Source organism: Bradyrhizobium sp. HKCCYLRH3097 (assembly GCF_051167875.1).
Lineage (GTDB): Bacteria > Pseudomonadota > Alphaproteobacteria > Rhizobiales > Xanthobacteraceae > Bradyrhizobium.
Map to the genome: position 1 here is coordinate 182,364 of NZ_JBNPTX010000001.1, position 19,727 is coordinate 202,090.

General features: G+C 67.1%; 15 protein-coding genes. 6 read left to right on the forward strand and 9 right to left on the reverse strand.

All coding sequences use genetic code 11. From position 1 onward, the window contains the following. Positions 1-1,046: 1,046 nt before the first annotated feature. A complete protein-coding gene (bamA, locus tag ACQR0U_RS00860) occupies positions 1,047-3,548 on the reverse strand; it encodes an outer membrane protein assembly factor BamA (RefSeq protein WP_316225979.1) in 2,502 nt (833 codons plus the stop codon). Between the two features lie 809 nt (positions 3,549-4,357). Here bamA and ACQR0U_RS00865 point away from each other — a divergent pair. From ACQR0U_RS00865 to ACQR0U_RS00875, 3 genes are all read left to right on the forward strand, one after another. Next, the gene (locus tag ACQR0U_RS00865) at positions 4,358-5,572 is read left to right on the forward strand and encodes an aminotransferase class I/II-fold pyridoxal phosphate-dependent enzyme (RefSeq protein WP_316166418.1); all 1,215 of its coding nucleotides are present in this window, start codon (positions 4,358-4,360) and stop codon (positions 5,570-5,572) included. Positions 5,573-5,583: 11 nt separating this feature from the next. After that, the gene (locus tag ACQR0U_RS00870; protein WP_315716777.1) at positions 5,584-8,055 is read left to right on the forward strand and encodes a DNA translocase FtsK; all 2,472 of its coding nucleotides are present in this window, start codon (positions 5,584-5,586) and stop codon (positions 8,053-8,055) included. A gap of 196 nt (positions 8,056-8,251) precedes the next feature. Further along, the gene (locus ACQR0U_RS00875) at positions 8,252-9,013 is read left to right on the forward strand and encodes an outer membrane lipoprotein carrier protein LolA (RefSeq protein ID WP_315716778.1); all 762 of its coding nucleotides are present in this window, start codon (positions 8,252-8,254) and stop codon (positions 9,011-9,013) included. A gap of 19 nt (positions 9,014-9,032) precedes the next feature. On the opposite strand, the gene ACQR0U_RS00880 is transcribed toward ACQR0U_RS00875, so the two are convergent. After that, complete coding sequence (locus tag ACQR0U_RS00880) at positions 9,033-10,103, reverse strand: DUF2336 domain-containing protein (RefSeq protein ID WP_316200450.1); 1,071 nt, start codon at positions 10,101-10,103, stop codon at positions 9,033-9,035. A gap of 233 nt (positions 10,104-10,336) precedes the next feature. Here ACQR0U_RS00880 and ACQR0U_RS00885 point away from each other — a divergent pair, with 233 nt between their 5' ends. From ACQR0U_RS00885 to ACQR0U_RS00895, 3 genes are all read left to right on the forward strand, one after another. Then, entirely contained in the window at positions 10,337-11,875 is a 1,539-nt protein-coding gene (locus ACQR0U_RS00885; RefSeq protein ID WP_434842462.1) for a YifB family Mg chelatase-like AAA ATPase, read from the forward strand. 103 nt (positions 11,876-11,978) lie between these two features. Next, on the forward strand, positions 11,979-12,410 hold the full coding sequence (locus ACQR0U_RS00890; RefSeq protein WP_316200452.1) for a hypothetical protein: 432 nt from the start codon (positions 11,979-11,981) through the stop codon (positions 12,408-12,410). A gap of 137 nt (positions 12,411-12,547) precedes the next feature. Next, complete coding sequence (locus ACQR0U_RS00895; RefSeq protein ID WP_434842463.1) at positions 12,548-14,782, forward strand: ATP-binding protein; 2,235 nt, start codon at positions 12,548-12,550, stop codon at positions 14,780-14,782. 48 nt (positions 14,783-14,830) lie between these two features. Here the strand turns inward: ACQR0U_RS00895 and coaA are convergent, their stop codons facing one another. The 7 genes from coaA to hisB all read right to left on the reverse strand — a co-directional run bounded on the left by coaA (position 14,831) and on the right by hisB (position 19,596). Then, positions 14,831-15,787, reverse strand: a complete 957-nt coding sequence (gene coaA, locus ACQR0U_RS00900) for a type I pantothenate kinase (RefSeq protein WP_315716783.1) — start codon at positions 15,785-15,787, stop codon at positions 14,831-14,833. Positions 15,788-15,820: 33 nt separating this feature from the next. Next, positions 15,821-16,144, reverse strand: coding sequence for a phosphoribosyl-ATP diphosphatase (locus ACQR0U_RS00905; RefSeq protein ID WP_315716784.1), 324 nt, complete (start codon positions 16,142-16,144; stop codon positions 15,821-15,823). A 77-nt stretch (positions 16,145-16,221) separates the two neighbouring features. Continuing rightward, a complete protein-coding gene (hisF, locus tag ACQR0U_RS00910) occupies positions 16,222-16,998 on the reverse strand; it encodes an imidazole glycerol phosphate synthase subunit HisF (protein ID WP_315716785.1) in 777 nt (258 codons plus the stop codon). 11 nt (positions 16,999-17,009) lie between these two features. After that, a complete protein-coding gene (gene hisA, locus ACQR0U_RS00915) occupies positions 17,010-17,744 on the reverse strand; it encodes a 1-(5-phosphoribosyl)-5-[(5-phosphoribosylamino)methylideneamino]imidazole-4-carboxamide isomerase (RefSeq protein ID WP_315716786.1) in 735 nt (244 codons plus the stop codon). Between the two features lie 59 nt (positions 17,745-17,803). Continuing rightward, positions 17,804-18,454, reverse strand: coding sequence for an imidazole glycerol phosphate synthase subunit HisH (gene hisH, locus ACQR0U_RS00920; protein WP_315750522.1), 651 nt, complete (start codon positions 18,452-18,454; stop codon positions 17,804-17,806). Next, positions 18,451-18,975 carry a DUF2628 domain-containing protein gene (locus ACQR0U_RS00925; RefSeq protein ID WP_315716788.1) on the reverse strand — a complete coding sequence of 175 codons (525 nt, stop codon included), beginning with the start codon at positions 18,973-18,975 and terminating at the stop codon, positions 18,451-18,453. The genes hisH and ACQR0U_RS00925 overlap by 4 nt, the downstream gene beginning before the upstream one ends. A gap of 27 nt (positions 18,976-19,002) precedes the next feature. Next, complete coding sequence (gene hisB, locus ACQR0U_RS00930; protein ID WP_315716789.1) at positions 19,003-19,596, reverse strand: imidazoleglycerol-phosphate dehydratase HisB; 594 nt, start codon at positions 19,594-19,596, stop codon at positions 19,003-19,005. Between the last annotated feature and the right edge of the window lie 131 nt (positions 19,597-19,727).

Here is a 19,727-nt window from a genome sequence, read left to right on the forward strand (position 1 = left end):
GAGGCAGGCGGCGAGTCCCGTGCAAAACAACTGAACCCTGTGGTTATGGGTCCCTGCGTTCGCAGGGACGACGGCGGAGGTTGGCGTTGGCAGCGTTGCCTTCGAGACAGAGTTGAATACGTGTGTGTTCACCCCGCGACGCATCCGCGCCCGAGCTGTGCTGAATTTGGTCGCCCCTCAAACAGAGGGCGCAGGGAAGGCCGGGCGCTGGCCGCGCCCGTGGCCCGCCTGCGAAAGAAAATGCAGGCGGCAGGTACCACAGGTCTGGCCGAGAACGCCCGGCCTTCCCCGCGCAACGGTTTTAACGGCTGCTTCGCGTTCTCCCTGGTGCGCCGGGCTGTCTGGCCACCATCCCCACGCGAAGCAAAGCCTCAACGTGAGTTGACATCAGCATCGGGATGTCAGGACCGCGCGACTTGACCGTGCGTGCATCACCGTTCGTCCGCGCAGACTGATCCACGCTGCGGCGACACACGCCCATCGCATCCCACTGCCAACGATCCGTGACGGTCGCGAAGCGCCCCTCATGCGGCAGCAGGGACGTGCGGAAATGTGCAGGTGATTTGCCCGACGGTGCAAGCCTTATTGCTGCGGCAGACTAACACGACGGGCAATTTGCGCATGGGAGGGATGCTGGCAGCCCCACCGTCATTGCGAGCGAAGCGAAGCAATCCAGAGTCCCGCCGTAGCTCTGGATTGCTTCGTCGCTTGGCTCCTCGCAATGACGGTGGCGAGCATCACGCTATCGACCGCCGGCATGATCCCCAGCCGCCTCATCATTCTGGTCGAGCTATCACCACGACAGCAGTCTGCTCCCTCCCCCTTGCGGGGAGGGGTTGAGGGTCCGCGGGCGTTGAATTCGGTGGCGTGCGTGACCTCGAACAACAAAGTGCGATGAACACGATCGACGGATTATTGGCTGGGGGGCTCGGACTCCGATTGAGAGCGGACTCGTGTACCCGCCCCGCTCCCCACAGGGGGAGGGGAGCGCACCGCCCGCGTGGTGAGCGTCTCGCACCTCTGGGAGAGCGCAGTCGCTATGCGCCTCAGAACGACGTGCCGCCGCCGAACCTGAACTCCTGGACGGTGTCGTATTTGCCCTTGGACAGCGGCACCGCGTAGTCGAAGCGGAGCGGGCCGAACGGCGAGGCCCAGATCAGGCCGACGCCGACGGAGGAGCGCACCACCTTGCTGTCATCGTACAGCAGGCCGCATTTGCAGGCCGCGGTGTTGACCTCGCCGGTCGCCGCCCAGGAGGTCGGGCCCTGATAGCCCCACAGCGAACCGGCATCCGCATAGACGGCGCCCTTCAAGCCCACTTCCTTCGGCAGGAACCAGAACGGCATCTGCAGCTCGGCCGAGGCGCCCCAATATTTGGTGCCGCCGAGCGCATCGCCGGTGGCACCGAGGCTGCGATAGGTGATGTCGCGCGCCCCGATTCCGTTCGAGGCGAAGCCCCGCACCAGGCTCGGTCCCATCTGGAAGTGGTCGAGCATCCGCAGATCCTTGTCGCCGATCTTGTTCAGCATGCCGCCCTGCAGATGGATGATGCCGACGATGTCGGCCACCAGCGGCGAGTAATATTTCGCATCCACCGCCGACTTGAGGTAGCTGACATTGCCGCCGACGCCGGCGAAATCCTGCTTCCAGTCGATCAGCAGACCATCGGTCGGGTTCTTGTTGTTGTCGAGCGTGTTGTAGCTGAGCGTGTAGCCGAGCGCAGAGGTCAGCGCGGCGCCGTCGCTCAGCTCCTTGCGGACCGGCAGGCTCGACTCGCCATCGCCGTAGCAGCCCCAGCCATAGTAGCCCGAGCTGGTCGAATTGGTCGGATCGACGCCGCCGAGCACGCTCTTGATGTAGGCCGGGGTCGGGTTGAAGGCGAGCAGGCTGTTGGCGGCGTTGTTGTTGCAGTTCTTGTAGTAGGACGGCAGCGATATCTCCTGGCGATACAGCGAGTATCGCAACTGGAGCGAGAGGTCTTCGCGCAACTGGAAGCCAAGCCGCGGGCTGAAGCCGATCGTCGTCACACCATAGCTCGTATAGCTGTTCGCCAGCTGCTGCTTGTAGTAGACATCCAGGCCGAGCGCGATCCGGTTGTCGAGCAGATAGGGCTCGACGAAGGACAGCGAGACGCCCCTGCTGTATTGGCCGTAGCTCACGGACGCCTTGGCGTACAGACCGCGGCCGAGGAAGTTGCGCTCCGAAACCGAGACCTCACCCAGCGCGCCATCGGTCGTCGAATAGCCGCCGGAAACGGAGAGGTCGCCGGTCGACTTCTCCTCCAGATTGACCACGAGGATGACGCGGTCGCTCGACGAGCCCGGTTCGGCCGCGATCTTCACGTCCTTGAAGAAGTCGAGATTCTTCAGCCGGCGCTCGGCGCGGTCGACCAGCGCGCGGTTGTAGGCGTCGCCCTCGGACAGATCGAACTCGCGCCGGATCACGTACTCGCGGGTGCGGGTGTTGCCGCGGATGGTGATGCGCTCGATATAGGTGCGCGGGCCCTCGTCGACCTGGAACACGATCGCGACCGTATGCGCTTCCAGATTGCGGTCGCCGCGCGGACGCACGACAGCGAAGGCAAAGCCGCGACGCGAGGCCTCGATCTGCATCTCCTCGACCGACTTCTCGAGCTGCTCGACGTTGTAGAGCGCGCCGACATTGACGCGCGAATAGCCGCGCAGCGTGTTGGCGTCGAGCGCCGCGACGCTCGACTGGAACTGCACCGAGCTGACGCGGTATTGCTGGCCCTCCTCGATCTGGAACGTGACCAGGAAGCCCTTCTGGTCCGGGTCATATTCGCTGAGCGCCGCGACGACCTGAACGTCGGCATAGCCGTTCTTCAGATAGAAGCGGCGGATAAGGTCGCGATCGGCCTCGACGCGGTCGGGGTCGTAGACGTCGTTGTTGCCGAGGAAGCTGAGCCAGTTCGTTGCGTGCGTCTTGATGACGTCGCGCAGGCGCGCGGCGGAATAGGCGTTGTTGCCGACGAAGCTGATCGACTTCACGCCCGTCTTGACGCCCTCTTCGATGGTGAAGACGAGGTCGACGCGGTTGTTGGGCTGCTCGATGATCTCGGGCGTGACGCGGACGTCGTAGCGGCCGGAGCGGCGGTAGATCTCGGCGATGCGCTGCGCGTCCGACTGAACCATCGGACGGGACAGCGTGCCGCGCGGCTTCGACTGCACTTCCGCCGAGAGCTGCTCGTCCTTGACCTTCTTGTTGCCCTCGAAGGCGACGCGGCCGATCACGGGATTCTCGACCACGCGCACGATCAGCCGGCCGCCCTGCCGGTCGATCTTCACGTCGGCGAACAGGCCGGTCTGGACCAGGGCCTTGAGGCCGTCGTCGACCTGGCCGGCATCGAGCGTGCCGGCGGGACCCGGCTTGAAATAGGAGCGGATGGTGTCGGATTCGACGCGCCTGTTACCCTCGACGGTGATCGCGCTGGCGACGGCGGGTGCCGCCGCGGCCATGCGGGGCAGCGAGGAAACGGGCATGGCCAGCAGCATCAGGGCAAGCACGCCCAGCAGTCTCAGACGCATCATCGACGCTCTTTCGAAAGTCAGAGTCCTCGGCGCGCAGACGTTCGTCGGCACGCCACCGGAATCGCTGATGCCCGTCAAAGATGGTCGCGATGCGCCGATCTCGTTTCGTGAAATGTCTGATGATGCTGGATGTGACTGAGTATTTCCGGTCAGACAAGATTCTCGGGCCAACCGAGCGGCAGAGGGCATGAGCAGCTAATAAGTGCGTCGCCCGCGCTGCGACCGGAAAGCCACGGCTGAGACGGACATCTCCGTTAAGCAATCGGCCCGGCCGCGCCGCATTCGGTGGCTTCCGAAATCAAATTCTACAAATCTTCGGAAATTGGCAATACGAGGGAAAAACGAGGGTGCTAATTGATCGTCATCCGAACTAAGCCCCCAAGTAGTTCGGCCAAGGCCCGGTGCGCGTAGATTCCCATTTATATTCCGGCGCACCGGGCCGCCCGTTTTCCCTCGCGCGCGAGCCGATGGCCCGTAGGATGGGCGGAGGCGGTCGTGCCGCGGCTCCATCCGAGGTCGCGGCAGCGCCATGCCCACGGTCTGAGCGCGAATGCGCTGCGCGGCGGTGTGCCGGCCGCCGCCTTCGGCGGCCGCCTTGCCCTCCCACGGTTCCCGCCGCCCCACCCGAATCACCACAATGTCCGCCGCTGTTGCGAAATTGCCTCTGGATCGGGGCGGGAAAACCGATCAAAACGGGCGGCAGCGCCGATGGTTAATCGCGTCTTAACCTCGCCCCACCTATGGTGACCAGACAGGCACCGGTTCATGGGCGATCGGCGGCTTCCACTGGTTTGGCGCGCGTTTTACGTATGGCAATGACCGCTTCATCCCCCGCGCCCGCTGGCGCCAGCCATTCGGAGAGCGAACGCTCGCCGTTTGCGCGGCTGAACGAGCTGCTCGCCCCTTACAAGCCGGGCAAGCCGATGATCACACTCGCCGTTGGCGAGCCGCAGCATCCGGTGCCGGACTTCGTCGGGCCTGTATTGGCCCAGCACATCGCCGAGTTCGGCCGCTACCCGGCCGCCAAGGGCATCGAGCCGTTCCGCAAGGCGGCCGCCGGCTGGCTGTCGCGCCGATTCGCGCTGCCGCGCGCTGTTGATCCCGAGCACGAGATTCTGGTCCTGAACGGCAGCCGCGAGGGCCTGTTCTTCGCCGCCCATGCGGCGCTCCGCCATGTCGGCCCGCGCCGCGGACGGCCGGCGATCCTGATGCCGAACCCGTTCTATCCGGTGTATGGCGTCGGCGCCCGCACCGCCGGCTGCGACTCCATCTATCTGCCGACCACGCGCGACAACGGCTTCCTGCCCGATCTCGATGCGATCGACGAGGCGACCCTGGCGCGCACGATCGCGTTCTACCTCGCGACGCCGGCCAACCCGCAAGGCTCGGTGGCATCAGCGGACTACATGCGCAAGCTGGTCCAGCTTGCCAACGCTTACGGCTTCCTGATCTTCAGCGACGAATGCTATTCGGAGATCTACACGAAGGCGGCGCCCGGCAGCATGCTCGAGCATGCCGGACCCGACTATACCAACGTGGTCGCGTTCCAGTCGCTGTCGAAGCGCTCCAACGTGCCGGGCATGCGGATCGGCTTCGCCGCCGGCGACCGCCGATTCCTCGCGGGCTTTCACGAGCTGCGCAACGTCGCGGCGCCGCAGGTGCCGGTGCCGCTGCAGCACGTGGCCGTCGCCGCCTATGCCGACGAGGCGCATGTCGAGGAGAACCGGCGGCTGTACCGCGCCAAGTTCGATCTCGCCGACCAGATCATCGGCAACCGCTATGGCTACAAGCGTCCCGATGGCGGCTTCTGCGTCTGGCTCGACGTGGCTGATCGCGGCGGCGACGAGGACGTGACGTTGCGGCTGTATCGCGACGCCGGCGTGCGCGTGGTGCCCGGCAGCTACCTGGCGCGGCCGCAAGCCGACGGGTTCAATCCGGGCCTGGGCTACATCAGGCTGGCGCTGGTGGCGGACGCCGGATCCACCGGTGAGGCGTTGCACCGGCTGGTCGAGGTCCTGGGATAATCGCGGGGCTGATGCAGATGCCGGCGATCGAACGAGTCATCCCTCTGGTCAACCACCTGCCGACGTCGCTGCGCGACGCGCTGGTGCGGCGGCTGCGCGAGCTCGCGGGCCTCTGCCTGATCGCGCTGTGCGGCGTGGCCGCGGCGGCGCTGATGACGTGGTCGGTGCAGGACCCCAGCCTGAGCCACGCCACCTCGCGCGCCATCCGCAACATCGTCGGCTATCCCGGCGCGATCAGCGCCGATCTGCTGATGCAGATCCTTGGTCTCGGCTCGATCATGGCGATCCTGCCGCTTTCGATCCGCGGCTGGCGGATGATGACGCACCGGCCGTTCGACCGCGAGGCGCTGCGCTTCGGCGCCTGGATTCTCGGCGCCGTCATCGCCGCCGGCTTTGCCAGCTGCTGGCCGCGCTCGCACGCCTGGCCGCTGCCGACCGGTCTCGGCGGCGTGGTCGGCGACGCCCTGGTGCGCGCACCGGCCGTGGTGTTCGGTCCGCCCGGTGTGATCTATCGGCTGGTGCTCGGCGCCCTTCTTCTGGTTGCGATGATCGGCTGCCTGCTGGTGGCCGGCGGCATGGGCGCGAAGGAAGCCGATCCGAGCCTGCTCGCGGATGAGGACGACGACACGCCGCTGGCCGACCCCGAGGACGACGACGACCGCAAGGCGATCCGGCTCGGCTGGGTGTTCCACGCCATCATGAGCGCCAAGGCCCAGGTCGTCTGGTTCCTGAGCACGGCCTATCGTGCGCTGGTCTCCTCCGGCCCGCAGCCGCGCGCCGCCGCCGCAGGCCGGCAGGAGCCGAGCCTGGGTCGCGGCAAGCCGACGCTCGCGCCCGAGATGGACGAGGACGGCGGCGACCAGGACGAGGCCGACGAAGGCGAGGACGAAGAAGAGGAGGAGGAGCCCGCTCCCCGCGCCCGCAAGAAGCCCGCGGCCAAGACGCCGGCGCGCAAGGCCAACGACAAATACGACCTGCCCTCGGTCTCGATGCTGGCGGCGCCGAAATCCTCCGACCGCCAGCCGCTGTCGAAGAGCGAGCTGGAGGCCAATTCGCGCGCGCTGGAAGGTGTGCTGCAGGACTTCGGGGTGCGCGGCGAGATCGTCAAGGCGCATCCCGGCCCGGTCGTCACGCTGTACGAGCTGGAGCCGGCGCCGGGCATCAAATCGTCCCGCGTCATCGGTCTTGCCGACGACATCGCCCGCTCGATGAGCGCGCTGTCGGCGCGCGTCGCGGTCGTGCCCGGCCGCAATGCCATCGGCATCGAGCTGCCCAACGCGCACCGCGAGAAGGTGTACCTGCGCGAGCTGCTCGTCGCCAAGGAGGCGACCGAGAGCGTCGCCAAGCTGCCGCTGTGCCTCGGCAAGAACATCGGCGGCGAATCCATCATCATCGACCTCGCCCGCACCCCGCACATGCTGATCGCCGGCACCACCGGCTCGGGCAAATCGGTCGCCATCAACACCATGATCCTGAGCCTGGTCTATCGCCTCAGGCCGGACCAGTGCCGGCTGATCATGGTCGACCCCAAGATGCTCGAACTGTCGGTCTATGACGGCATTCCGCATCTCCTCACGCCTGTCGTCACCGATCCGAAGAAGGCCGTCGTCGCGTTGAAATGGGCCGTGCGCGAGATGGAGGAACGCTACAAGAAGATGGCCAAGCTCGGCGTGCGCAACATCGACGGCTACAACGCCCGTCTGGGCGAAGCGCGCGCCAAGGGCGAGGAGCTGACGCGCACCGTCCATACCGGATTCGACAAGGAGACCGGCAAGGCGATCTACGAGGAAGAGAAGCTCGACCTCGATCCCCTGCCCTACATCGTCATCATCGTCGACGAGATGGCCGACCTGATGATGGTCGCCGGCAAGGACATCGAGGGCACGGTGCAGCGCCTCGCGCAGATGGCGCGTGCCGCCGGCCTGCACGTCATCCTGGCGACGCAGCGCCCGTCGGTCGACGTCATCACCGGCACCATCAAGGCGAACTTCCCGACCCGCATCTCCTTCCAGGTCACGTCCAAGATCGACAGCCGCACCATTCTCGGCGAGATGGGCGCCGAGCAACTGCTCGGCCAGGGCGACATGCTCTACATGGCCGGCGGCGGCCGCATCAGCCGCGTGCACGGCCCGTTCTGCTCCGACGAGGAGGTCGAGAAGGTCGTCAAGCACCTGAAGGCACAGGGCTCGCCGGAATATCTCGAGGCGGTCACCGCCGAGGAGCCGAGCGAGGAGGATGGCGCCGTGTTCGATGCCACCGGCATGGGCGGCGGTGGCGGCGGCGACGACCTGTTCTCCCAGGCGGTCGCCGTGGTCAAGCGCGACCGCAAGGCCTCCACCAGCTACATTCAACGCCGGCTGCAGATCGGCTATAACAAGGCCGCTTCGCTGATGGAGCGGATGGAACAGGAAGGCATCGTCGGCCAGGCCAACCACGCCGGCAAGCGCGAGATCCTGGTGCCCGAGGAGGAAGGCGGGTTCTGACGGCCCCGATGGCCGCAGAAACGCCGCTTCAGTGCCCGATCTTCACGCGATTACGATCACGCTGCCCGGCCGAACCGGGATAGAACGCGTAAAACCTCAGGACGTCGTTTTGAAAAGCTCCTTGTTGAACAGCACGTTTTCGTATCACGCAGCTTGGCGCGGGCGCCGGATCGGCGCTTGGCTGGTCGCCTGCGCCGTGACGATATGCTCTGTCGCCGGTGCGTCCGGTCACGCCGCCGCGCAGGGCACGCCGGCTCCGAAATCAGGCCCGAAGAGCGGCTCCCAGCTCAGCGCCTCCGACCAGCAGCGGGCCGGCCAGAGCCCCTCGACCACCCAGACGGCCCCGCCAAACCCGGTCATTCCCGATCCCCGGCGCAACGTGCCGGCCAGCATCTTCACCTCGTTCGACGCCAACCAGAAGGCGCAGGCGGCCAAGGTCAGCGCCTATCTGTCGTCGCTGCAGACCCTGGTCGGGAACTTCGTCCAGGTCGGCCCGGACGGCAGCAAGACCAAGGGCGATTTCTACATCCAGAAGCCGGGCAAGGTCCGCTTCGAATACGAGCCGCCGACGCCGATCGACATCATCGCCGACGGCTCTTCCTTGGTGGTGCGCGACCGCAAGCTCGCGACCCAGGACGTCTATCCGCTGTCGCAGACGCCGCTGCGTTATCTGCTGTCCGACCGCATCGACCTGTTGAAGGACACCAACGTGATCGCGGTCGCCGCCGACGACCTTTACGTCACGATCACGATCGAGGAGAAGCAGGCCCTGATCGGCACCAGCCGGCTGATGCTGATGCTCGGCGCCAAGGACGGCCAGCTCAAGCAGTGGACCGTGACCGATCCGCAGGGCTACGACACCACGATTGCCGTCTACAATCTGGATACGACCAAGAAGCTCGATCCGGCGATGTTCAAGATCGACTTCACGGCCTATCCGAGCACGCCGCCGGGCTGACGCCGCCTCTCGCGCTCGCTCAGCGCGATTCGAGCCCGCGCACCTTCCATTGCGCTTCTGACAGTGCGAGCTTCTCGAAGCGCTTGCGCGCCTCTTCGAGGTCATCGGCCGGAAGCGCGTCGCAGCCGGGCCGGTCGCGCAGGATCATCGACGTCGTCGCCCAGCTGAGCCGCGCGGCCTTGCAGGCCAGCAGCAGGTCCGTGATGCGGTCCTCCTCCAGCAGCGATTCGATCGTCTCGATGGTGACGACGCAGAGCAGCGCCAGCGCTGCTATCACGGCAGGGAAATCGCCGGTGGCGCAGAAGCGGTTGACGGCGGAGTCGCCGAGCTTGCCGGTCCGGCTAAGGGCGGCAACCTCGGCCTTGACCTGCTGATAATCCCAGATCGCGCGCATTGCCGCGCCGGGCGAGCGGGTCGGCGTCGCCTGCAGAGTGGCGCGGGTCGCCGGCGGCGCGGCCTTGATGAAGCGGGCGCGGGCGCCCTCGCTGGCCGCGGCGACGAAGGCCCGCGACAGCTTGGCCGGCAGGTCGGTGCGCAGCGCCAGCTTCTCGGCGAGATCCTCGTCGCGCTCGGCGATCTTGAACAGGCTGCGATAGCCGTCCTCGGACAGCCGGGCGGAAAGATTCTGCGCCAGCGCCATGCGCACCGCCGGAAAGCCGCGCGCGATCAGCTGCGTCGTGAGGCCGTCGCCGATGCCCCTGCGGCTGGCGATCGCAACGAGATGCGCCGGACTGCCGGTGCGGATGAACTCGGCGAGGTCGCGCTCGGTCAGCACCGCCGCCTTGGCCAGCATCGGCCCGGCGACGCGCAATTCGGGGTGAACGGCGAGCATCCGCGCCGTCGCGTAGGGCGCGCGCTCGACGCCGGCGAGCGCCATGCTCAGCTCGGCCAGCAGCTCGGTCGCGACCTGCGGCATCAGCCGGGCGAACATCTGATCGTAGAGATCGAGCTGCTCGGCCGAGGCCGGCCGCGGACCGGCCAGGAACAGGCTGGTGGTCCGGCGCAGCATGTCGGTGGCGAGCTCGGACACCGTCCGCGCATCACCGGGGGGCGTCTTGGCGGTCGGAGCTGCCGCAGGCGCTGGAGGCATCGCACGTCCCTCGTTGGGCGCCTCCCTCGGCTGTGACGGAGGCGCGGGTCGATCTTCAATTGAGGAAGAATGCGAAGGCCGGACTAAAGGGGCGTTAAGCGCAGCGGACGGAGCTGAAACCCCACGCGGCTGTCGTTAATGGATTGCGGCAGAGCGCGGCAACAACAGTGTTCCCGTATTGTTCTTGCGAACGATGCCGGCTTCCGCTAGCCTCCTTGTCCGGGAGGGGCATCATGGTCCAGCGCGTTTCCACCGTCGCCTTCGAGGGGATCGAGGCCCGCGCGGTCGACGTGCAGGTCCAGGTCGCGCCCGGCCTGCCGGCCTTCGCCATCGTTGGCCTGCCGGACAAGGCGGTGTCGGAAGCCCGCGAGCGGGTGCGCTCGGCGCTGATCGCCTCGGGCCTCGCGTTGCCGGCGCGGCGGATCACGGTGAATCTCGCGCCGGCCGACGTGCCCAAGGAAGGCAGCCATTACGATCTGCCGATCGCGCTCGGCCTGATGGCCGCGATCGGCGCCATTCCGCCGGATGCGCTCGGCGGCTTCACGGTGCTCGGCGAGCTCGGGCTCGACGGCTCGATTGCGCCGGTCGCCGGCGTGCTGCCGGCGGCGATCGGCGCCAATGCGCGCGAGGAAGGATTGATCTGCCCGGCCGCCTGCGGCGCCGAAGCGGCCTGGGCGAGCCCGGACCTTCAGATCATCGCGGCGACGTCGCTGATCCAGATCGCCAACCATTTCAAGGGCACGCAGGTGCTGTCGCGGCCGCAGCCGAAGATCCAGGAGGCACCCGCCAGCCTGCTCGACCTGCGCGACATCAAGGGCCAGGAGAGCGGCAAGCGCGCGCTGGAGATCGCGGCCGCCGGCGGGCATCATCTGCTGATGATCGGCTCGCCCGGCGCCGGCAAGTCGATGCTGGCGGCGCGGCTGCCGTCGATCCTGCCGCCGCTGTCGCCGGCAGAGCTCTTGGAAGTTTCGATGATCGCCTCGGTCGCCGGCGAGATCGAGGGCGGCGCGCTGACGTCGCGCCGGCCGTTCCGCAGCCCGCATCATTCCGCCAGCATGGCGGCGCTGACCGGCGGCGGCCTGCGCGCCCGCCCCGGCGAGATCTCGCTGGCGCATCAGGGCGTGCTGTTCCTCGACGAGCTGCCGGAGTTCGATCCGCGCGTGCTGGATTCGCTGCGCCAGCCGCTCGAGAACGGCGAGGTCTCGATCTCGCGCGCCAACCACCGCGTCACCTACCCTGCCCGCTTCATGCTGGTCGCCGCGATGAATCCGTGCCGTTGCGGCAACGCGTTCGAGCCCGGCTATGCCTGCAAGCGCGGCCGCATCGACCGCTGCACGTCCGACTACCAGACGCGCATCTCCGGCCCGCTGATGGACCGCATCGACCTGCGCATCGAGGTCCCCGCCGTCACCGCCGCCGACCTCATCCTGCCGCCCGCCAAGGAAGGCTCGGCCGAGGTGGCCGCCCGCGTCGCCGCCGCGCGCGACCTGCAGCGCGCCCGCTATGCCAAAGCCGGCCTGCCGCACATCCGGACCAACGCCGAGGCCCCCGCCGCCGTGCTCGACGAAATCGCCAGGCTCGACGCGCCCGGCCAGAAGCTGCTGCGCGAAGCCGCCGAGACGATGCGGCTGTCGGCGCGCGGCTATCACCGCGTGCTGCGCGTGGCGCGGACGCTCGCCGATCTCGACCACACTGATGCGATCGGCCGGCTGCATCTGGCCGAGGCGCTGTCGTATCGCGCGCTGGCGGAGGACAATCGCCACGCGGCGTAAGGGCGCCCCCTCCCCCTCAACACTCTGGTAACGACTTCTCTTTACGCTCCGACAACCATAAGGCCCGCGTTCCGTCATTAGGCCTGCCGCGTCGGTGCGTATCATGTTGCGTTTCAAGGTCCTTGTCTCGGCCGTGCCGCTGATCGCGGCCGCGGTCATCGCCAGACTCGAATTGGCGCCCTCCCCGCAGCCCTGCATTGCCGTCGGTGCCGACAGCATCTCGCTCGGCTCGGCGCCGTTTACCGCCGATCTCCATGTCGACTTCACCGATGACCCGGCGCTCGCCACCGTTCGCGTGGCGCTGGCCGACAGTCCGGAGACGGCCGATTTCGTCGTGGTCGACGATGTGCTCGCCAAGGAGGATCGTGGCTGCGGCATGACTGCCGCGACCGCGGTCGTCGCGATCGCCGCCGATCCGCATCCTGGCGCGCTCCGGATCCATCTCGCCAAGGACAGTGCAGCAGATGCTCACGCCGCCGCGCTCATCGTCTCGGCCCGCGGCCACGACTCACCGCCCGCCGATCCGGTTCTGTGAGTCGGGCTAACGCCCGGTTCACCATCTCAGCACGGCTTCATCGCGCGTGCATGACCTTTCAAAGTCTCAGCAATACCGACGCCGCATGGTGCGGGCCGGCCATGACATTGGGATCGAAATCGTCGGGGGTGATCGAGATGGGACGGATTTTTCACGTCAGGCTGCGCCTGCGCCGGTTCATGCGCCGTCACCGCACCATCTTCGCCATCCTGCGCTCGCTGATGATCTTCTCCGCCGGCTTCGGCGGCGCGTACGGCTTCATCAAGGCCAGCATCTCCGAGAACTCCGGCTATAACCCGCACACGTTCGCGATCGGCGCCAGCTTCCTGTTCGCGCTCGCCTGCGTCGGCCTGGCCACGCTCAGCATGCGGCTGCGCTTCGTCGCCAGGAAGATGCACAAGATTGCGCTCCACAACGAGGTGCTGGCCGACCGGAACTGGGAGCTGCAGGAAGCCGAGCAGCGCGCCCGCAATCTGTTCGAGCAGCAGGGCGATCTCATCGTCATGCGCGCGCACGGCGGCAGCATCATCTTCGTCAACGACGCCTATTGCCGGATGGCGGGCCTCGATCGCGACAACCTGCTCGGCAGCGCGTTCACCTTCGAGCTGATCGAGCAGGGCGACAGTGCGCTGGAGCCGAACGGCACGCGCGTCCACGACCAGCGTATCGAGAGCGCGATCGGGCCGCGCTGGATCGCGTGGCGCGAGGCGCTGGTGCGTTCCGACGCCGGCCAGCCCGCCGTGCTGCAATGTGTCGGCCGCGACGTCACCGACCGCACCGAGACCGAGCGGGCGCTGGCGGACGCGCGCGATCAGGCCAACGCCGCGAACCGCGCCAAGTCGCGGTTCCTGGCGATGGCCAGCCATGAGATCCGCACGCCGCTGAACGGCATCCTCGGCATGAGCGGGCTCTTGCTCGAGACGCAGCTGACGCCGGAGCAGACGACCTACGCCAAGGCGGTCCGCACCTCGGGTGAGGCCTTGATGTCGCTGATCGACGAGCTGCTCGACTATTCCAAGATCGAGGCCGGCAAGCTGGCGCTCGAGGCGCAGCCGTTCTCGCTGGCGGCGCTGATCGAGGAGATCACCGAGCTGATGGCGCCACGGGCGCAGGCCAAGCAACTGGAGATCGCGGCCTATCTCGACGAGCGGCTGCCGACCTGGGTGACGGGCGACGCCGCGCGGCTGCGCCAGGTGCTGCTCAACCTCGCCGGCAACGCCATCAAGTTCACCGCGACGGGCGGCGTTGCCCTGATCGCCGAGCCCGGCATCTGGCCGAACGAGATCAGCTTCCAGGTGTGCGACACCGGCATCGGCATCGCAGCCGACGCGCAGGAGCGCATCTTCCGCGAATTCGAGCAGGCCGACGACAGCGTGGCGCGCAGCTTCGGCGGCACCGGGCTTGGCCTTGCGATCTCGGACCGGATCGTCAAGCGGATGGGCGGCCGCATCGCGCTGCAGAGCGCGCTCGGCGCCGGCTCGACCTTCGAGGTGTCGGTGCCGCTGCCGCCGGCGCTGGAGCGCGGCGAGCAGAACAGCTTTCGCGGCCCCGATCTCGCAGGACGGTCGATCATGCTGGTCGCGCCGGCCGGGCTGCAGGCCGAGCTGATCGAGCGGCGCTTGCAGAACTGGGGCGCGCAGACCTGCCTGGTCGCCGAGGCCGAGGTGGCGGAGGCCCTGCTGCCCGAACGCGCCTGGCACGCCGTGCTGGTCGACGACAGCATCGGCGGCGATGAATCGCTGCGTGTGGGCGGGGTCGCGCGACATCATACGACGCGGCTGATCGTGCTGGTGACACCGGCGAGCCGCCACGAGCTGGCGCCGGGGGCGCCATTCAACGGCTACCTCGTCAAGCCGCTGCGGGCTGCCTCGCTCGCCGCGCGCGTGAACTTCGACACCGACGGCACGGTCATGGCCGACGATCCGATCCCGACCATCGCGCCGCCGATCGCGGCCCAGGCCGGCACGGGACTGTCCATCCTGGTCGCCGAGGACAACGACATCAACGCACTGCTGATGCGCTCGCTGCTGAGCAAGCTCGGCCACCACGCCGACATCGCCGTGCATGGCGAAGCCGCGCTGGACTCCTGGCTCGCGGCGCGCTCGGCCGGCGCGCCCTATGATCTGATCCTGATGGACGTGCAGATGCCGAAGCTCGACGGCATTGCCGCCGCCAGGCGCATTCGCGCCATCGAGGCCAGCGAGCCCGGCGGCCGCACCCCGATCCTGGCGCTCACGGCCAATGCTCTGGTCGAGGACCGTTACGCCTGCTTCGAGGCGGGCATGGATGGGTTCCTGGTCAAGCCGATCGATCGCGACAAGCTCGACGAGGCGCTGGCGAATCTGGCGGCGGCACGACAGGTGCCAGCGTAGGTCATTAGTTGGAGCGGATCAGCTCGGCGCCGCGCTCGCGGGCCCCGCTCACAACCGCCTGAGCGCCACCGTCTCGATCTCGTGATCCGCGCCCTTCTTCAGGATCAAGGTCGCACGCGGCCGTGTCGGGAGGATGTTGTCCTCGAGATTGGCCAGGTTGGTGCGCTCCCAGATGGCGATCGCGGTGGCGATGGCCTCCTCGTCCGACAGCAGCGCGTAGCGGTTGAAGTAGGACCGCGGATCATGGAACGCCGTGTCGCGCAGCGACAGGAAGCGCTTGACGTACCATTTGCGCAGGATCGCCTCGTCGGCGTCGATGTAGACCGAGAAGTCGAAGAAGTCGGAGACGACCGGCACGGCCTGGCCGTCGCGCGGCAGCGGTCCGGTCTGCAGCACGTTGACGCCTTCGACGATCAGGATGTCCGGCTGGTCGATCTCGGCCCACTGATTGGGGACGATGTCGTAACTCAGATGGGAATACACCGGTGCGCGCACCGGATGGCGGCCGGCCTTGATGTCGGAGAGAAAACCGAGCAGCCGCGGCAGGTCATAGCTTTCCGGAAAGCCCTTCTTCTGCATCAGGCCCTGCCGCTCCAGCACCGCGTTCGGATACAGGAAGCCGTCGGTGGTGATGAGATCGACCTTGGGCCGCGGCGACCAGCGGGTCAGCAACGCCTGCAACACGCGCGCAGTGGTCGACTTGCCGACCGCCACCGAGCCGGCGACGCCGATGATGTAGGGCATCTTGCGGTCGCGGATGCCGAGAAACTGGCGCTGCGCGTAGTACAGCCGCTGCGCCGCATCGACATACATCGACAGCAATCGCGACAGCGGGAGGTAGATGTCCTCGACCTCCTGAAGGTCGAGACGATCGTGCATCGACCGCAGCTTGGAGAACTCGCCGGGCTCCAAGGTCATCGGCGTGTCGTTGCGCAGCTCGGCCCATTGTTCGCGGGTGAAGACGCGGTACGGATTATATTGTTGTTCGGTGGTGCGCATGTCCATGACGCTGCCCTTCGTTTCCCCCGCCGTCGCGCCCTACTCCGTCTTGCGCGACGCCTTTTCTTCCAGCCCCGATTGGCCGGTCCGCTTGCCGAGCGCCGCCTCGACCTCCTCGAGCCGGACGTCGCGCGACTTCAACAACACCAACAGATGAAACAGCAGGTCGGCGCTTTCGGAGATCAGATGCTCACGGTCGGTGCCAAGTGCGGCGATGACCGTCTCGACCGCCTCCTCGCCCATCTTCTTGGCGCATTGCGGCGGACCCTTGTCGAGCAGCTTGCGCGTATAGGACGCCTCGCCGCCCGCCGCGGCGCGCGCGTCGATGATGGCAGCCAGATCGTGAAGCGTGAAGCGGGACATCAGCCGGTACTCGGAACGCCTGCCCGACCACGGCGGCCGGACCAGCGTTCATCTAACATTTTTGCGACGCAATGTCGTCAGGGATCGAGCCGCATCGGCAGCCCCTGGCGCACCATGTGCTCCTTGGCCTGCCGGATGGTAAATTCCCCGAAATGGAAGATTGACGCCGCCAGCACCGCGGTCGCGTGGCCCTCGCGGATGCCGTCCACCAGATGATCGAGGTTACCGACACCGCCGGAGGCGATCACCGGCACCGGGACGCTGTCGGCGACTGCCCGGGTCAGCGGCAGGTCGAAGCCCTGGCGGGTGCCGTCGCGGTCCATCGAGGTCAGCAGGATCTCGCCGGCACCGAGCGCGACCACCTCCTGGGCGTATTCCAGGGCATCGATGCCGGTCGATTTGCGGCCGCCATGGGTGAAGATCTCCCAGCGGCTGCCGCCGCCCGGCCGCGACACGGACTTGGCGTCGATCGCCACCACGATGCACTGCTCGCCGAACTTCTCGGCCGCCTCCTTGACGAATTCGCGCCTGCTCACCGCGGCCGAATTGATCGAAACCTTGTCGGCGCCGGAACGGAGCAGGGTCTTGATGTCGTCGATGGTGCGCACGCCGCCGCCGACCGTGACCGGCATGAAGCAGGCCTCCGCCGTGCGCCGGACGACGTCCAGCATGATGCCGCGGTTCTCATGGGTGGCGGTGATGTCGAGGAAGCACAGCTCGTCGGCGCCGGCCGCGTCATAGGCGATCGCGGCTTCGACCGGATCGCCGGCATCGCGCAGATTGACGAAGTTGACGCCCTTGACGACTCGTCCGTCCTTGACGTCGAGGCAGGGAATGACACGGACCTTGAACATCCTGTTTCCTCCTACGCACGCGCCGCGCGGATCAGCGCCAGTGCTTCCGCGGGATCGAGGCGGCCGTCATAGAGCGCGCGGCCGGCGATGGCGCCTTCGAGCTTTTTCGCCCGCGGTGTCAGCATCGCCTTGACGTCCTCGATCGAGGCCAGGCCGCCGGAGGCAATCACGGGAATCGAGATGGCGTCGCCGAGCGCGATCGTGGCGTCGAGGTTGAGGCCCTTGAGCAGGCCGTCGCGTGCGATGTCGGTGAAGATGATCGCGGCGACGCCGGCGTCCTCGAAGCGCTTGGCGATGTCGAGCGCGGTCACTTCGGATGTCTCGGCCCAGCCCTCGACGGCGACCTTGCCGTCGCGCGCATCGAGCCCGACGGCGACGCGGCCGGGGAAGGCCTTGGCTGCGGTCTTCACCAGCTCGGGATCGCGCACCGCCGCAGTGCCGATGATGACACGGGTGATGCCTTTGCTGAGCCAAGCCTCCACCGTCTTGAGATCGCGGATGCCGCCGCCGAGCTGCACCGGCATCTTGACGACTTTCAACATCGCTTCCACGGCGTGCGCATTCATCGGCTTGCCGGCGAAGGCGCCGTCGAGATCCACGACGTGGAGATAGTCGAACCCCTGGTCGGCGAAGCTCTTGGCCTGCGCGGCGGGATCGAGGTTGAACACGGTGGCGCGCGCCATGTCGCCCTGCTCCAGGCGCACGCACTGGCCGTTCTTCAGATCAATGGCAGGAAACAGGATCATCGGAGCTGTCTTTCAGGCAAGCGCCCTGCCCGCCTCTTGGACGGACAGGCGCGCTGCGCTCACGGCTTCCACTTCAGGAAGTTGGAAATGAGGGCGAGACCGAAACGCTGGCTCTTCTCGGGATGGAATTGGGTGCCGATCGCGGTGTCCTTGCCGACGATCGCGGTGACCGGTCCGCCGTAATCGGCGCGTGCCAGAACGTCGCTCTCGTTGACGGCATTCAAGTGATAGGAGTGCACGAAATAGGCGTGCAGGCCCTTCGGTCCGAGCGGCAGCCGCTCCAGCACCGGATGCTCTTGCAGCGCATCGAGCGTGTTCCATCCCATATGCGGGATCTTCAGGCTTTCGTCGCGCGGCGTGATCTTCTCGACGTCGCCGGAGATCCAGTCAAAGCCGTCGGTGGTGACGTGCTCCTTGCCGCGCGTTGCCATCAATTGCATGCCGACGCAGATGCCGAAGAATGGCCGCGCCTTGTGGCGCACGGCTTCGGTCATCGCCTCCAGCATGCCGTCGACGGAGTCGAGCCCGCGGCGGCAGTCGGCGAAGGCGCCGACGCCGGGCAACACGATGCGATCGGCGCGATAGACCGTATCGGGATCGCGCGTCACGACGACCTTCTGCGGATCCGCCATGCCGCGCGCAGCGCGCTCGAACGCCTTGGCGGCGGAATGCAGATTGCCGGAGCCGTAATCGATGATCGCAACACTCATCGTCCACCTCCGGGTTCGGGAAACAAGCCAATGATGCTGGCATGCGGCAGCGGCGGCGGGTGCTGCCCATTGCCATTGTCGCGTGTCGGCGGCGCCGCGCCGCGATCGACGGTGTGATTGTCGTAGCCGAGCGTGCTGCGCCGGGCGGCCCAGCGCTCGAAGAAGCGGCGCTCGGCGGCATCGAGATCGTCGGCGACGACGACGTCGATCTGGCGCCAATTGCCGCGCGAGTAGCTCCAGCGCTTCAGGCTCGAGGCTTCGAGCCCGAGCAGGATCGCAAGCAACAGATCGATGCCGGCAATCGCGCCGCCGCTGACGCCGACGCGCGCCAGGATGACGTCGAGCGCGATCATCAGCACGGCCCAGACGAGCATCGCAAGCCAGAGGCGATGCCAGGCCAGCCAGACGGCGCCGAGCACGGCGGCCCAGAAATGGAAGCCGTCGCGGATGAAGACAAAGCGATCGGTCGAACGCAGATCGACCCCGGCGGCCAGGGGAGCGTGAACCGTATAGACGGGCATGTCGATAATCCCTTGGGAGGAGGGAGGTCAGCCGCCGAGCTGACCCTTGGTGGATGGCACTTCGCCCTGATTGCGAGGATCGATCGCAAGGGCTGCGCGGAGGGCCCGCGCCAGACCCTTAAAGCAGGATTCGGCGATATGATGGGCGTTCTCGCCGTACAGCGTCTCGACATGCAGGGTGATGCCGGCGTTCATGGCAAAGGCGTTGAACCACTCGCGCACCAGCTCGGTGTCGAACTCGCCGATCTTGTCGCGCGCAAAGGTCGTGCGGAATACCAGCATCGGCCGGCCCGATACGTCGATCACGACGCGCGTCAGGGTCTCGTCCATCGGCATGTGGATCGAGGCGTAACGGGTGATGCCGGCCATGTCGCCGAGCGCCTGACGCACGGCCTGGCCGAGGGCGATGCCGACATCCTCGGTGGTGTGGTGGAAATCGATATGGAGGTCGCCGACCGCCTTGACGGTCATGTCGATGCGGGAATGCCGGGCCAGCAGATCCAGCATGTGATCGAAGAAGCCGATCCCGGTCGCGATGTTCACGACGCCGGTGCCGTCGAGGTTCACGGACACCTCGATCTCGGTCTCTTTGGTCTTGCGCTTGATGGTCGCGCTACGCATGGGGTCAGCTTTCCCTTGAAAACGCGGCCCTTTTATCAGGCGGATGTCACCTTAGCTACTGCGGGATGACGCCCCTCGGCCTTGATCTCGGGCCATGGTGAGCGGATTTCAAGGCCCGCCAGGGCAGGGCA